We start from the raw sequence: 15,402 nt of genomic DNA, 5'->3' as shown, positions 1-15,402 counted from the left end.
AAGCCTAATGGAACTCGTTACCGCCCGTCTACCGACAGTCTGCTGTATTCTACACCGTAGAGCTTTGCTCGTTCGTAGAAACTTTGGGCTGGAGCGGTTTTGGTGATGGACAACCTTAAAGCCCATAAAGTTGCTGAGGTTCAGGAGATCCTGGCAGATGCAGGTGTAACGGTTGTTTATTTGCCTCCCTATTCTCCTGAATTTAATCCCATAGAGCATTTCTGGTGGGAGTTAAAAGCCTTTGTCCGGCGATTTAGACCCAAAGACCAAGATTCCATTGAAACATTGGTCGAGCTTGGTATTTTACTCAACCTATCTGACTACCGGAAACATTATTTTACACACTGTTGCTACTGTCCCAGCTAGTCATGAAAAGTGCTGTAACTGCTCGCCGATACAGCGGATTCGATATTGGACTGGTACAGCTTAAGGTGTTACACCCCTGTTTTGAATTAGATTCAAGGCTTGAATGTACCAAATAGATGCCGAAAGTGCTGTATTTTGCTCGAAAAACTAGGTGATATAACAAAACTGTGACGTTATAGCTCTTATGGATGTACTCGCTCATGGCTTAAGATTAGGCCCCTTTCTTGAATGCCCGAAGGGCTATAGGGGCGGGAAATTTACCCACAGTGATTAAATTCTGCTGTCTGTGTATCCACTATCAGATATGCTACAGGATAAACAATCATCAAGTTGTGAACCTTGAAATAAAGCTAGCAAGTCGAAGGAAACTGCTATGACCATCGCTGAGCAATCAGTTTTAAGCCATTTCTAAAATTGCGGTGGTAATTTAGATGTGTTTAACACCACGCATCTAGGTTAGCATAGTTACTGCAAAAAATTAACTGGATCGCTAACTGCCATCCACCTTACGCTACTAGCAAAGGTTATAAGATTGAGTCAGTCACCGGTCAAAATTCCAGAAAAGCCCTCCCCCAGTGCTTGGTATCAGTACCTCTCGCAATCGTTAAGGGTGCAAGGCCCCAGAAAAATTAGCACCAAAGTCTTTATTCGCAGCCTAGGTACGTTGCTCGCAAGTACTCTCATTTTGATCGCTGTCGGCAATTGGCAGAATGAAGTAACTAATAAACAAGCTAAACAAGATCTGGAAGTATTAATTCGAGCTGATCGAGATAGTATTATTCGTGGTGTAATTGACTTGATTGAAGCTCAGGGAGAAGCACTTCAACAGAAGGTTAATGATCAACTAAAACTTGCCCGCTATCTTCTTAACGCTTCGGGCGGAGTTTACTTATCAAAAGAAACAGTTCTCTGGAAGGCCACGAACCAATTTTCCCTTAAAACCCAGTCAATCCGATTACCTAAAATGTTTGTTGGCTCAACATGGTTAGGCCAAAACTTTAGTTTCAATCAACCTACCCCAATTGTGGATCAAACGCAGGAAATGGGGGGGGGGACAATCACGATTTTCCAAAGGATGAACAAAGAGGGGGACATGCTCCGAGTGGCCACCAATGTTCCAATTCGTAGCGGACAACGGGCCATTGCAACCTATATTCCGGCCCGGAATCCAGATGGGCAACCTAATCCTGTTGTCTCTACGGTTCTGCAAAAACGAACTTATACCGGCCCTGCATTTGTCGTTAATGCCTGGTATGTGACCGCCTACGAACCGATCCTCAATGATCGGGACGAAGTTATTGGAATGCTCTATGTGGGTGTACCCCAGAGTAATCTCCCATCTCTAAGTCGGAAGATCCAGGAGACCCGATTTGGCAGAACAGGGTATGTCTATGTGGTGCGGGGTACGGGGCAGCAGCGGGGTGAAATTATCATTCCACGGCCTGGTGAGCAAGCAGGGCAACCGGGTTGGACAGTGAAAGATGGTGACGGAAATTTTGTCGCACAAGCGGCCATTGAAACAGCATTGTTGGCCCCGCCAGGAGAGTTCAGTTCAATTCGTTATCGTTGGATTGACTCTGTATCTAAAAATGCTGAATGGCGGGTGGATACCTTAAGTTATTACGCCCCCTGGGATTGGGTGATTGCAATTTCCAGTGATGAAGCAGACTTCAAAATCTTTTTCAATCGCCTAGAAGCCAACCGAACTATCAACCTTATCGTCTCTGTTGGATTAGGGCTTGTGGTTGCCATTCTGGGAGGACTCTACATTGGAGAGTTTGTTCGCAGATTAGGTCAACGCCTTGATCCCCTGGTTAAGGCAACAGAGGCAATGGCTAAAGGAGATTTAGGCCTGCGTATCCAGGATACTGAACCCGATGAAATTGGTGAACTGGCTTGGGGATTTAACCAGATGAGTGCCAATCTTAGTGACAGTTATACTCACTTAGAACAACGGGTTAAAGAGCGAACCCAAGAGCTAGAAGCCAGTAACCAGGCCTTGGATCTTGCCCGATCTGCTGCGGAAACGGCTAATCAAGCGAAGAGTTCTTTCCTGGCCAATATGAGCCATGAATTGCGAACTCCCTTAAATGCCATTATTGGCTATAGCGATATGTTGATCGAAGATTTAGAAGAGAGTGATCATCTAACTGACTTGCAGAGGATAAATTCGGCAGGTAAACACTTATTGGAACTGATTAATGCAGTCCTAGACCTCTCCAAAATTGAAGCGGGGAAAATACAGCTTTATCTGGAGGAGTTTAATCTCAATGAACTGGTGCAGGGAGTGGCTGCCCTAATTAAACCACTGATGGACAAGAATCATAACCATTTCGACCTAGAAATTGCCAACGATCTCGGAATAATGACAGCAGATGTCACTAAAGTACGTCAATCTTTATTAAACCTCTTATCCAATGCCAGCAAGTTTACTAAAGCGGGTACGGTAACTCTCAAGGTTTGGCTTGATGAACGTCAGCGGATCTTCTTTCAAATCTCTGATACCGGGATTGGCATGACCCCAGAACAACTGGCTAATCTCTTTCAGGAATTCACCCAGGCCGATAACTCGATTACTCGCAATTATGGCGGGACAGGCCTGGGGCTGGCCATTAGTCGGCGATTTTGCCGCATGATGGGCGGGGATATTACGGTGGCTAGTGAACTAGGGGTTGGGAGTGTGTTTACGATCGAATTACCCCAGTTTGTTGGCACTCCAACTGCTGAAATCAGTCGGCTGTCGCTTAATCGGGATCATTGCCAAAATCGGACAATTCTGGTGATTGATGATGATCAGGCCAGTCGAGAATTGTTAGCTCGAAGGCTTAAGCGGGAAGGATATGATGTGCTTGGTGCTGCGAATGGTGATGATGGGATCAATCTAGCCTGTGAACATAGCCCCTGCTTAATTTTGCTAGATGTGATGATGAATTTTCAGGGGGCCTGGCAAGTGTTAATGACCTTGAAATCAACTCCCAATCTGGCGGTCATTCCTTTGATTATGATTACAACCGAGAGTGAAAACAAAATTGGCTTTGCCCTGGGAGCTTCTGATTACCTCACTAAACCGATCGATCGCCACCAATTACTCAAAGTTTTGCAAAAATATTACCCTCAAAAAACCGTCCCGCAAGTGTTAATCGTTGAGGATGAGGAACATATTCGGCAACTGCTCAGGCGAACGTTAGAAGTGGAGGGATGGCAGGTGACTGAAGCAGAAAACGGGATGCAAGGATTGGAGCGATTGCAGACTATCCAGCCAGATTTAGTCTTATTAGATTTAATGATGCCGATCATGGACGGTTTCTCTTTTGTTCGGGAAATGCGGAAATCTCTTGAATGGAAGGACACTCCAGTTGTGATTTGTACGGCTAAAGATCTGACAGAGCAAGACTATCAACAACTGCAAGGAAACGTGACCCAAATTCTGCACAAGAGTTCTGATGGAATTGAGGGGTTAATTACAGAAATTCGGAAAATTGTCCCTCTGCCTGTGGATTCGGCTTCCAATGTTTAAATTGAAGTCTATAAAATTTAATTTCCCGAAGGACTTTTTATTTTGGGTTAGGGGTGCCTGGGCCTGGGCGGCATTGTATTCTGGAGCGACCAAAGAAAAAGGAGGATTTCTCCCCCCCTGATTTTACTGAAAGCGTACCCGAAAGAAAGTGCTGTTTTCCTGCCGGACGATGATCAGTTGGCCATTGAACTCTTGAGCGGCTTGGACTGCGGCTTTGTGGTTGCGACTGAACAGAACTTCAAACTGAGTGGCAGAAATGATTTTGCGAGGCATATTTTTACCCTGAACAACTAAGTGCGCCGTAAGCCCAACATTTCAATGCAAGCGAGGCTTCGAGACCGTGGAATACCGCACCGTTACTGCCCGTTAGCGAGTCCCAACCAGGGGGAGGGAAGGGAATGCTAGGACTAACTCGTTTAGGGGTAGTTAGGGAGGCTATGCCGCAAAAGCTCGGAACGACCCTTGCATCTTGGTTTTTGGTTGGGCTAGGCTATGCCACTTTGTTCAGGAGAAATTGCCGAGCTTTCTGACACCGTGAGGACTGTATCGTAACTTCCGCTTGTCGCCGCTGAGTTAGGACAACCTTCGTCCTTAGCTAGATACTACTTTCGCTGGTCAACGTTGCGCTGATTTAGGGGGGAGATCGCCTTTTATGGGAGCGGCTTTTGCAGGAAAGGGGGTACGGGGGAAGGGAAAAAACGGATTTCTACCTACTCTTACGGATATTACCGTTTCGTTTTGCTACTTTCCTTTGTTGATCTGTTGGCTGTGGACTGAATCAGTGAGCGACCGTAGGGAGTGAGTCTCGCGAGGATCGCAGCGACAAGGTTCCGCCCTTTGTTAGCTATGGGATATTAGACCTCTTGCATAAATCTAGAGCGAGTTAAGAGTAAGCTCAAAATTAAGAATATAGCAATCCGTTTTCATTTGTGAGACTATGTGATCATTACTGCCATTGGTAAAGAGTTGCCCTTCTTTAAGTCTAGGGTCAAGTCAAAATTGATCAGACACAAATAATCTTAGACTAAACTCATGAATTATTACTGTTTTCTATATGCACCAAAAAAATTAAATTGAAGCGGTGATTTTAAATTTATCTATATATGAAATATCGACCATCTGAATCTAGAGGGCGGCTTCACTGGTTTATACTTGGAATCAATTAATGAGGGGAGTTTCAATAGAATGGTTTGCAAGAGTCGATTAGTAAGCTGAAGACTTATGAGTGAGGAACAGTTATTTCGTCAAACAAAGCTTAAGCTTGCAGGATATTACACAACGGTGATGAGTCTGATTTTAGGGATTTGCAGCGTTGCGATTTACCAGATTGAAGCCTACAACCAGAAGCAATCCCTGCATCGTGAACTTGTATCTATTGCCGGGACATTGCACGACGGTTTAGAGCCAGTTTTAACTCGACCAGGCCAAATTGAGCCAGAGGTTGAGCGGCTGATTCCAAATCTCTGTATTGTTGTCACCCAATGTCATTCCTTAGGTTCAGTTCCCCGCATTCATACCTTAAGTGTGTTTGCCCAAAGCGGTTATTATGTCAATTTCTGGGATTTATCCAAAACATTAATTGCCACGACTCAGCCGCGTCTTAACTCTAACATTGAGCCTAATTCTGCCGCCCCGTTTTTGGCTAATCATCATGCCGATGTTTATGCTGTAACGTTAAAGCTGAAAACTGTGAATGGCCAGGCCTGGGGCTATTTAGAAGTCGGTCGCAGCCTTGAACATTCCCAGGCCTACTTGCAAACGCTATTGCTCTACTTGAGTATTGGTTATCCCATTGCAGTCTTGGGCATTGGCCTGGCCAGTTGGTGGTTAGCAGGAATTGCCATGCAACCCGTCGCTGATTCCTATGAAAAAATCCAGCAATTTACCGCCGATGCCGCCCATGAATTAAGAACGCCCATTGCTGCGATGCAAGCAACCCTAGAAACTGCTTTAACCAGTGAGGGCAATACTAACCCCGAGAAGCAAGGTATGTTTCAAACACTGCATCGTCAGAATCTTCGACTGAATGGGTTAATTCAAGACCTGATGTTGCTGACTCGCTTAGATTTGAATACGACTCCCCCTCACTTTCAACCCTGTAACTTGAACGTGATTGTCTCAGATCTGATTGAAGAATTTTCAGCCATCGCGCTCGAAAAATCCATCGTGCCAGCATTGATTGCGGAGGATCAACTAGCTGTCATTGGCAATGAGGAACACCTATATCAGTTAATCGGTAATCTGATCATCAATGCCATTCACTACAGCCCGGATCAGGGTGAAGTTGACATTTCCCTACAAGAGCATAAACACATGGCCCAAATTAAAGTGACGGACACCGGGCCTGGAATTCCAGATGATGCTCAAGCTCGGATTTTTGAACGGTTTTATCGGGTGAATCAAGATCGCTCACGGGCAACGGGGGGGACTGGCCTGGGGTTGGCAATTGCTCAATCCATTGCTCAATACCATCACGGACATTTAACCGTAGTCAGCCAGATAGGCCTGGGGAGTACGTTTATTTTGGAGTTGCCCTTAGCTCGCGCTCACCCCATCTGGCCTGGAAGTAGTCGTGATCAGAGTTGTTGATTTCATCTCAATTTCATAATCATCCATCAAAATTCTGGTATTGCTTGTCCGCTGTGCATTCACGGGAGAACATCAATGCCTCATTGGGTCAAAGCCCGATTACCCCATCAGCCTTTAAGTCTTGCTCTGATGACCCTGCTTCTCCTTTATCCCAGCCATGCTCTGGGCCATGCCGGCCATGGAGATGAGTTTTCCCAAACCGAATCAGCCCAATCTGCTAACTCGGTGAAACTAGAGCCAGACATCAAGCGTCGCCTGGGAATTGCCGTCCAACCAGTGCAACAACGCCCCTTACCCCTGGGAATTAAGACCACAGGTACAGTTGAAACGCTTCCCAATCAGAGTGTGACAGTGACAATGCCTGTCGGGGGAACTCTGGTTAAGCTGCTCGTAAACCCAGGCCAGGCCGTGAACGCCGGACAACCCCTCGCCATCATGAGCAGCCCGGAACTCGCAGAAACTAGCACCCAGGCCCTGGATCGAAAAAATGATGCCATTGCTGCCCTCAACCAGGCCCAGGCCGAACTTGCACTTGCCCAGGAAAACTATCGTCAGCAGCAGATCATTGCCCAACAGGAAATCGCCGAAGCCCGCAGTGTCTATGAACTTGCCCAAGAAAGTAACACCCGCGATCAAGAATTAGTCGTTGCTGGAGCCTTACCCCGCCGCCAATCCCTCGCCTCAGCCAGTGAACTCGCCAAAGCCCAGGCCGCACTCAGTCGGGCCGAAAGTCGCTTAAATGTCCGATCTGCGGCCACCCAACTCAAACAAGCCCAGGCCCAGGTGAAACAAGCCCAACAACAAATAGTCCTGAGTGAGCGCACCTATCAAACCCGCCTCCGCCAGTTGGGAACCCAGGCCAATGCTGATGGCACGATTAGGATTACGGCCCCGATTGTAGGTGTAGTGACATTACCGGATGCTGCGGATCGGCGTGTGGTTCGTCTGGGGGAATCGCGGCAAGATGCCGGGGAACCAATTTTGCAGGTCGTTAATACTTCACGGGTTCAAGTCCGAGGGAATCTTTACGAAAAAGACTTAGGCCAAGTTGAGATTGGACAACAAGTTGAGGGCCAGGCCAGCAGTTTGCCGAATCAGCAATTCCAAGGGCGCGTCACGGTGATTGATCCGGTTGTGGCGGGGGAGAGCCGGGCTGTGCCTGTGGTGATCGAACTGAATAACACCTCGGGTCAACTCCGGCCGGGCATGTTTGTCAATTTAGAAATTCTGACGGGAACGACCCCTAAACCTGTGCTGGTGGTACCAACGTCAGCCGTAGTCGAAACCAACGATAAACGCCAAATTGTCTTTGTCGAAAATGGCGCGGTCTATGAACCCGTGGAAGTGGAAACCGGGCGGCGGGCGGGCAACTGGGTGGAAATTACCTCTGGGTTGTTTGCGGGGGATTTGGTTGTCACAGAGCGGGCGAATCAGCTTTACACCCAATCATTACGGGGTAACAAAGAACCAGAAGCTGCGGCTGAGACTCATGACGATGCGGCTTTGCCTTGGTGGATTTTTGTCTTAGCTGGGTTAGGGGTGATTGGGGTTGCGGGGGGAATGTTTTGGGCCGGCCTGGCCTGGGCCACTCGTCAAGAACGGAAAAGGCAAGCTCTTACCCCCCCTGGCCTGGTACCGGAGTATTTACCGAAAGAACCTCGCATCTTGGAAGGCTCGCACCGGGAATAAGGGTCAGAGAGTTACCCAATTTTTGAACCCATGTAGTTTCTAGGTAAGTGAGCGCGGACTATGCTCAATGGAATTCTTAAGTGGTCAATCGCCCAACGCTGGCTGGTGGTCATTGGTGCCATCATCATCACAATTCTGGGGAGCTATAACCTGACCCGGATGCCCTTGGATGTCTTTCCCGAATTTGCCCCGCCGCAAGTGGAAATTCAAACCGAAGCCCCAGGCCTGGCCCCGGAAGAAGTAGAAACCCTCGTTACCTTACCGCTAGAAAGTGCAATTAACGGTACTCCCGGAATTGAAACCGTGCGCTCCTCCTCAGCCGTGGGGATTTCAGTCGTCCGGGCTATTTTTAGTTGGGATACCGACGTTTACCAGGCCCGGCAACTCGTCACAGAACGCCTCCAACAAGCCCGATCCAAATTACCCGCAGGTGTTGAAACCCCAGTCATCTCGCCCATTGCCTCGCCCATCGGCACAATTTTGATGTATGCCCTCACCCTGAAAACTGAGAATGGAGCGACACCAACCACGGATTTAATGGAAGTCCGCCGCCTGGTGGATCGAACCATTACCAATCAACTCTTAGCAGTTTCGGGGGTCTCCAATGTCGTCACCTATGGCGGAGATATTCGTCAGTATCAAGTTTTGGTGGATCCGGCCAAACTCCAGGCTTTTGATGTCTCGTTAGCGGATGTTACCCATGCGGCCGAGCAAGCCAATCTCAACGGTGCTGGGGGCTTCCTGATTGGCCCAGACCAAGAAGAAATTATTCGGGGTATCGGGCGGATTGAAGGTTTAGAAGATTTAGCCAATTCGGTGATTACCTCTCGCAATGGTGTCCCGATTCGCTTAGGGGATGTGGCCCAGGTGCAGATTGGAGCAGCCTTGGCGCGGGGGGATGGCAGTGTCAATGGTCAACGGGCTGTGATTTTGGTGATTGATAAACAACCCCAGGCCGATACGCCAACCGTGACACGGGATGTTGAGCGGGTGATGACCTCAATTAAGTCCGGATTACCGCCAGATGTGGACGTGATTGAAACTTTTCGTCAAGAGGATTTCATTTCTTCAGCGGTTGATAATGTCCGAGATTCTCTCCGGGATGGAATTATCATCGTTTCGATTGTAATGCTCCTGTTTCTGATGAATTGGCGCACCGCTGTTATTACCCTAAGTGCGATTCCCCTCTCGGTTTTAATTGGTTTGTTGATTTTGCACGCCTTTGGGCAAGGGATTAACACCATGACATTGGGGGGGCTAGCGGTGGCCATTGGTTCCGTGGTGGATGACTCGATTGTGGATATGGAAAACTGCTATCGGGGACTGCGGCAGAACCAGGCCCTGGGCAATCCTAAACAGCCGCTACAAGTGGTTTATGATACCTCGGTTCAAGTCCGCACCAGCGTGATTTTTTCCACTGTGATTATCGTGGTCGTCTTTGCCCCAATTTTTACGCTAACGGGTGTGGAAGGGCGGATTTTTGCTCCGATGGGAGTCGCTTATTTAATTTCAATTCTGGCTTCTACGTTTGTGGCCATGACCCTCTCCCCGGCTCTGTGTGCATTTTTGCTAGCCCCCCGTCAATTACCAAGCGATGAAACCTGGGTGAGTGCCTATTCGCAACGGGTGTATCGGCCACTGTTGGATTTTGCCATTCATAAACCCAAACGAATCCTCTATATTGCCCTGGGGTTATTTATAGCAGCAATGCTGATTCTGCCAATGTTGGGGCGGGTGTTTTTGCCGGAGTTTCAAGAACGTTCCCTAGTGAATGCCATGCTTTTGTATCCCGGTAGTTCCCTAGAAGCTACGAATCGGGTTGGCCTGGCCATGCAGGATGCGCTTAAGGATGATCCCAGGTTTCGCTCAATTCAATTACGGGCCGGACGTGCGCCTGGGGATAGTGATGCGGCGGGGGTGAACATCGGCCATTTAGATGTGGAACTGAGTGATGTCGGGATTCAAGACCGCGAGGGCAGTATTGAGACAATTCGCGAGGAATTTAATAAGTTACCCGGTGTTGCCCCCAATGTCGGTGGCTTTATTTCCCATCGGATGGATGAAGTGCTTTCCGGGGTGCGTAGTGCGATTGCGATTAAAATCTTTGGCCCCGATCTGAATCAACTGCGGCAAATTGGACAAGAGGTGGAAGCGGCCATGCAAGATGTTCCTGGCCTGGTGGATTTACAACTGGAACCCCAAGTCCCGATCCGGCAAGTCCAAATCCAGTTTGACCGGGCCCAGGCCAGTCGCTATGGCTTGACCGTGGGGCAATTAGCCGAAACCATTGAAACAGCCTTTAACGGACGGGTGGTCTCCCAGGTGTTGCAGGAACAGCAGTTATTTGATTTAGTCGTCTGGCTGCAACCGGAAGCCCGCAATAATCTCGACACCATCAGCAACCTACTGATTGATACCCCCACGGGCAGCAAAATCCCCCTCGCCCAAGTCGCCCAAGTGAACTATGACACCGGCCCGAACACGATCAATCGGGAAAATGTCTCACGGTTATTGGTCGTCTCAGCCAATGTTTCCGGGCGGGATTTACGCTCAGTCGTCAATGACATCCAGGCCAAGATTGCCGAAACCGTCACCGTTCCCAGTGGCTATGTCATCCAATACGGCGGGCAATTTGAATCAGAAGAACGGGCCACCCAAAACCTGATTGTCTTTGGCAGTCTGGCGTTTCTTGTTATTGCAATTTTGATGTACTTTGCCGTCAAGTCAATCCCGGCCATGGTGATGATTATGATTAACTTGCCCTTGGCTTTAGTCGGTGGGGTCTTTGCCATTGCCGTGACAGGAGCTGTGATTTCCGTTCCCTCTCTGGTCGGGTTTGTCACGTTGTTTGGGGTGGCAGTCCGGAATGGCTTGCTCTTGGTGGATAACTACAATCAAAAGTTTGCCCTGGGCTTACCCCTAAAACAGGTGATTACGACGGGTTCGATGGAACGGTTGGTGGCGATTTTGATGACGGCCCTGACCTCAGCTTTGGGGATGTTGCCCTTGGCCTGGGGGACGGGAGCGGGGAAAGAAGTGCTGCAACCCTTAGCGATTGTCGTCTTTGGTGGATTATTTACCTCAACGGCTCTGACACTGCTGGTTTTACCGGCCCTCTATGCCCAGTTTGGTCGGTATTTTCTACCCAAAACTGCTTTGGAGCCTGAGATCGAGGCGGTTAATCCACCCGGCCAGCCCGTCAAAGTCGGCCCCATTTCCTAACTGTTAACGTTACGTTTGTGAGGAAAACCATCATGAAAATCAAATTTCTATCGTTGATCACTGTCCTTGGCCTGGGTTTGAGTCTCGGGGCCTGTGGCGGTGATTCGGAGACAACCCGTTCATCACCCTCTCCAGAAATATCTAGCCCTAGTCCCACACCGACAATGGAAGCGGCCGATTCCGTCGCCAATGCTGAACCCTCTGATGGTCATGCTCAAGGCGGCCAAGTAGTTGAAACAGGAAAATATCACCTAGAATTGCTCGTCGCGGAAGAACCTGCTGGCCTCCACATTGACTTTTTCATCCAAGAAGGCGTTGACCACACCCCCGTTCCCGATGCCCAAGTAGCCGGACAATTACAACTTCCTGATGGCAGCCAGAAAACCCTAGACTTCCAATACAGTGATGCGGATAAACACTACACCGCTTATTTAACTAATGCCCCGGCGGGTGAATACCGTTTGGTTGTGCTATCTGATATTCGGGGTGAAAAAGTCAATGGCCGGTTTACCTTTACGCCTTAAAGCTTGGAATGGGCATTAATGATGCAACCGCTTTAGGTCAGGCATTCGTTGGTATTGCGATGTGCGATGGGTAGCGCTGGTAGTGATGTGGCGTTAGAAGCAGCAGGTATTGCCTTAATGGCGGATCGTTTGGAGCAGCTAGAACACGCAATTCGTTTGGGTCATCGCTCTCAAGGAGTCGCCAAACAAAACATTATTTTTGCCCTCGGTTTTGTCGTGATTCTGTTGATTGTAAACTTTGCAGATAATATCACCCTACCCTTTGGGGTTTTGGGGCATAAAGGATTGAGTAAATTGCGATTATTGAGAGGCTAATTAATTAATCCCATTGCTGTTTGTAAAAGTAGCCAAACATTCAGAGAAACAATAATGGTCGTAACTGCCCAAGCCAACACTTTCAACCACTTGGGATTGACAAACTCGCCCATCAGGCGGCGATCACTCGTAAACATTACCAATGGAATCACAGCAAAGGAAAGTTGCAGACTTAGTACTACTTGACTGAAAATAAGTAGCTTTCCTGTACTTTGTTCACCAAAAAACACGATTGCAATCAAAGCGGGAATGATAGCTAGCAAGCGAGTAGCTAATCGGCGCAACCAGGATGGTAGCCGGAATCCCAGAAACCCTTCCATTACAATCTGTCCTGCCAACGTCGCTGTTAGGGTTGAACTCTGGCCTGAAGCTAGCAAAGCTAATCCAAAAATGGTACTGGCAGCACTCACGCCTAGCAAAGGAGACAGTAATTTGTAAGCATCCTGAATCTCAGCGACTTCGTGATAACCAGAGAAATGAAAGGTTGCTGCGGCAACGATCAAAATGGCAGAGTTGATGAATAGGGCAAACGAGAGGGCAACTGTCGAATCAATCGTGCCAAACTTGATCGCTTCCCATTTCTTTTCGGGTGTTGGTTGCCAAGCGCGAGTCTGAACGATCGACGAATGCAGATAAAGGTTGTGCGGCATCACCGTTGCGCCCAAAATTCCGACCGCAATATAAAGCATCTCTGGGTTTCGCAAAATCTCCCGATTGGGCAAATAGCCCTGTAAAATTCCGCCAACATCAGGTTGAGAAAACAGAATTTCTGCTCCAAAGCACAGCCCAACAGTTGCCACCAGCATGATGACGAGCACTTCCACATAGCGAAATCCTTTGCCTTGCAGGAATAGCAACACCAGGACATCCAGTGCCGTGATACATACGCCCCATAGTATGGGAATGCCAAACAGCAGTTGTAAGGCGATCGCGCTTCCCAGTAGCTCTGCCAAATCACAGGCGGCGATCGCAATTTCACACAGCACCCAAAGTATGAAACTGACACGGGGGCTGAAATAGTCCCGGCAAGCCTGCGCTAAATCTTTTCCAGTGGCTACCCCTAATCGCACACACAGCGATTGCAGCAGGATCGCCATCACGTTTGAGAGCAAAATCACGCTCAACAGTGTGTATCCAAACCGGGAGCCTCCAGCAATGTCCGTTGCCCAGTTGCCAGGGTCCATGTAGCCTACTGAAATAAGATAACCAGGTCCTGCGAACGCTAGCATCTTGCGCCAAAAGCCTTTGGCATTAGGAATCGCAATGCTGCGGTAAACCTCTGGCAAGCTAGGAGGGTGATTTGGGAGCGCCATTTCTAAAAGTTTTTCATAATTCTTTCATAATTAACCGTATCACCATACGATTAGGCTAGGAAAGCTTTTAAGAAAGTTCATGCTTCCAAGGGGCTATTTCCTCACTTTGCATCAACCTCTTCCTCCTCAGTCAACCTCTGAGCAGAGCAACTCAATTTAAGTAACGGAGTGTACTTTACGCCGTCACGCACCATTCAAGAGTGTAAAGCTTTTCTTTGAAGACCTATGTGCTTCTACAGACTGTGGTATAGTTCTGAGGCTATCGGTTTTAACGGGGAGCAGCCGTTAAGCGTGAGGGGGAAAGTGTAGTGAAAATCTACCGCTGTCTCGCAACTGTAAAGAGAAAAGTGATTCTCTAAGCCAGGATGCCCGCCAATAGCTAAATCCTTCTCGCATCTTCGAGGTATAAGATGACGGCTCAAACGTTCAATTTAGTTCGGCAACAGGCAATTCGGTTTACTCTTTCCATGCCTGTGCAAGCAACACTCTACATTTCGCTGTGCTCATTGGTTCTCTGGACGATCTATTTCACGACTTACCCGGCTGTACACGATCGAGTTCACTCGCTGCGTCACCACACTGCAACCGTGGCTTGTCACTAAATGGCGTCGTTCCTACAGCAATTAACTCTGAACCAAAATGAGAGCAATGAAGTGTTCTATGCTCATTGGGGCAATATGCCTCATGAGCCTGCTTGTTTATGAAGCCATCGGATTTACACAAGCGCCTCAACCAACGGTTCGATTATCAACTGAGCCGTCGCTGGAGGATATTCGTCCTTTTGAAGCAGAAGCCAGCACGAACCAGCTTCCAACTCGATTCACTGTGCAGGCGATCGATGCATCTGGACAACCACTTAAAAACGCTACTGTCCACTTGCAGTTGCTAACGCCTCTGACAACACCTTGGTTTACGACCGACTTTCCGATCGTCGAAGGCACAACCCTACTAGACCTCAAAACGCTTGCTCCTGCTGGAGAAGTGCAATTTCAACAGATGATGCCAACACGGGGAGTTTATCAACTAAAAGCAAGGGTCACTCCACAAGTTGCAAATGCGTTTGCACCATTTGAGCAAACGCTGCCAATCTCTGTGAGTGAAAACGGCGTGAAATATCAGAATTTTGCGATTCTGGCTGCTGTTCTGCTTTTAGCAGGATTGGTAGGGGGATGGGTCATTGGTCAAAGACGGGGCATTCAACCTGGAGAGATTGCCCCAAAACCCGTGCGGCTGTTACTGAGTGCAGCCGTTGTCGTGGCGATCGCAGCACTGCTCTATGTCAATGTGAGTGCTGAAGTGGCACAATCGCACCACTCAATGGCAATGTCCCACCTTACAGAAGTGCCCCCCCCTGCCCCTTACCCCAGCCAACGACAAGAGGATGGATTAAAAGCTCAGCTATCGGGCGATCAGAGGGCTGTAGTTGGAAGGCTGGCAAATTTTCAAGTGAGCATCACTGATGCGAGAACTCAGCAACCTGTTACGGATGTGATGGTCAAAGTCAGAGCGACTCAGATGGAAAATGGCTGGATTTCATTTGCCTACAATGGGACAACTGACTCGACAGGACAATTACGATGGCAGGAGCAGTTTTTTGATGGAGCATCGCATCAGATAGACGTGGAAGTAACACCTCGACCTATTTCAAATCGACAGTTTCGCCCCCTACAGATAGCTCAAACTCTAGAGGTTGAAGGTATAGCTCCACCACTGCACGTCCGGCTAATCAGCTTATGTTACATGACTGGGATTGTCGCGATCGGTTTGTTGTTAGGGTTGCAGCTTCAACAAAGGCGATCCAATCAGGCTGAATAATGCAAGAGGATCAACGTCTATTTCAGCGAACAAGTTCTTGTGCTTCCCAGGA

At 48.5% G+C, this 15,402-nt stretch carries 9 protein-coding genes, 2 pseudogenes and 1 riboswitch; of the genes and pseudogenes, 8 read left to right on the top strand and 3 right to left on the bottom strand.

Annotated elements, in window-relative coordinates; genetic code table 11:
* Nucleotides 1-102: 102 nt before the first annotated feature.
* Complete coding sequence (locus tag RIF25_RS13015; protein ID WP_322878968.1) at nt 103-366, top strand: transposase; 264 nt, start codon at nt 103-105, stop codon at nt 364-366.
* Nucleotides 367-496: 130 nt separating this feature from the next.
* Here the strand turns inward: RIF25_RS13015 and RIF25_RS13010 are convergent.
* Nucleotides 497-568, bottom strand: a pseudogene (locus RIF25_RS13010) (IS200/IS605 family transposase); the annotation flags it as partial.
* A gap of 330 nt (nt 569-898) precedes the next feature.
* Between RIF25_RS13010 and RIF25_RS13005 the strand changes: the two are divergent.
* Entirely contained in the window at nt 899-3,883 is a 2,985-nt protein-coding gene (locus RIF25_RS13005) for a Cache 3/Cache 2 fusion domain-containing protein (protein WP_322878967.1), read from the top strand.
* A gap of 123 nt (nt 3,884-4,006) precedes the next feature.
* Here RIF25_RS13005 and RIF25_RS13000 read toward each other — a convergent pair whose 3' ends face one another.
* Nucleotides 4,007-4,156: a hypothetical protein gene (locus RIF25_RS13000; RefSeq protein ID WP_322878966.1), complete on the bottom strand. Its 150-nt coding sequence runs from the start codon at nt 4,154-4,156 to the stop codon at nt 4,007-4,009.
* Nucleotides 4,157-5,104: 948 nt separating this feature from the next.
* On the opposite strand from RIF25_RS13000, the gene rppB reads away from it, so the two are divergent.
* The 5 genes and pseudogenes from rppB to RIF25_RS12975 all read left to right on the top strand — a co-directional run.
* A complete protein-coding gene (rppB, locus tag RIF25_RS12995; RefSeq protein ID WP_322878965.1) occupies nt 5,105-6,472 on the top strand; it encodes a two-component system sensor histidine kinase RppB in 1,368 nt (455 codons plus the stop codon).
* Nucleotides 6,473-6,547: 75 nt separating this feature from the next.
* On the top strand, nt 6,548-8,161 hold the full coding sequence (locus RIF25_RS12990; protein WP_322878964.1) for an efflux RND transporter periplasmic adaptor subunit: 1,614 nt from the start codon (nt 6,548-6,550) through the stop codon (nt 8,159-8,161).
* Between the two features lie 60 nt (nt 8,162-8,221).
* A complete protein-coding gene (locus RIF25_RS12985; RefSeq protein ID WP_322878963.1) occupies nt 8,222-11,383 on the top strand; it encodes an efflux RND transporter permease subunit in 3,162 nt (1,053 codons plus the stop codon).
* A gap of 32 nt (nt 11,384-11,415) precedes the next feature.
* The gene (locus RIF25_RS12980; protein WP_322878962.1) at nt 11,416-11,907 is read left to right on the top strand and encodes a hypothetical protein; all 492 of its coding nucleotides are present in this window, start codon (nt 11,416-11,418) and stop codon (nt 11,905-11,907) included.
* Nucleotides 11,908-11,912: 5 nt separating this feature from the next.
* A pseudogene (locus RIF25_RS12975) lies at nt 11,913-12,222 on the top strand (heavy metal translocating P-type ATPase); the annotation flags it as partial.
* Here the strand turns inward: RIF25_RS12975 and RIF25_RS12970 are convergent.
* Nucleotides 12,219-13,535: an Nramp family divalent metal transporter gene (locus tag RIF25_RS12970; RefSeq protein ID WP_322878960.1), complete on the bottom strand. Its 1,317-nt coding sequence runs from the start codon at nt 13,533-13,535 to the stop codon at nt 12,219-12,221. The pseudogene RIF25_RS12975 and the gene RIF25_RS12970 overlap by 4 nt on opposite strands.
* 246 nt (nt 13,536-13,781) lie before the next feature.
* Nucleotides 13,782-13,926, top strand: a riboswitch (cobalamin riboswitch).
* 293 nt (nt 13,927-14,219) lie between these two features.
* Here RIF25_RS12970 and RIF25_RS12965 point away from each other — a divergent pair.
* The gene (locus tag RIF25_RS12965; protein WP_322878959.1) at nt 14,220-15,350 is read left to right on the top strand and encodes a hypothetical protein; all 1,131 of its coding nucleotides are present in this window, start codon (nt 14,220-14,222) and stop codon (nt 15,348-15,350) included.
* Nucleotides 15,351-15,402: the final 52 nt, after the last annotated feature.

It is taken from the genome of Pseudocalidococcus azoricus BACA0444 (genome assembly GCF_031729055.1).
Classification (GTDB): domain Bacteria; phylum Cyanobacteriota; class Cyanobacteriia; order Thermosynechococcales; family Thermosynechococcaceae; genus Pseudocalidococcus; species Pseudocalidococcus azoricus.
Note: the sequence above shows the minus strand (reverse complement) of the source record. Positions and strands in the feature narration are given on the sequence as shown.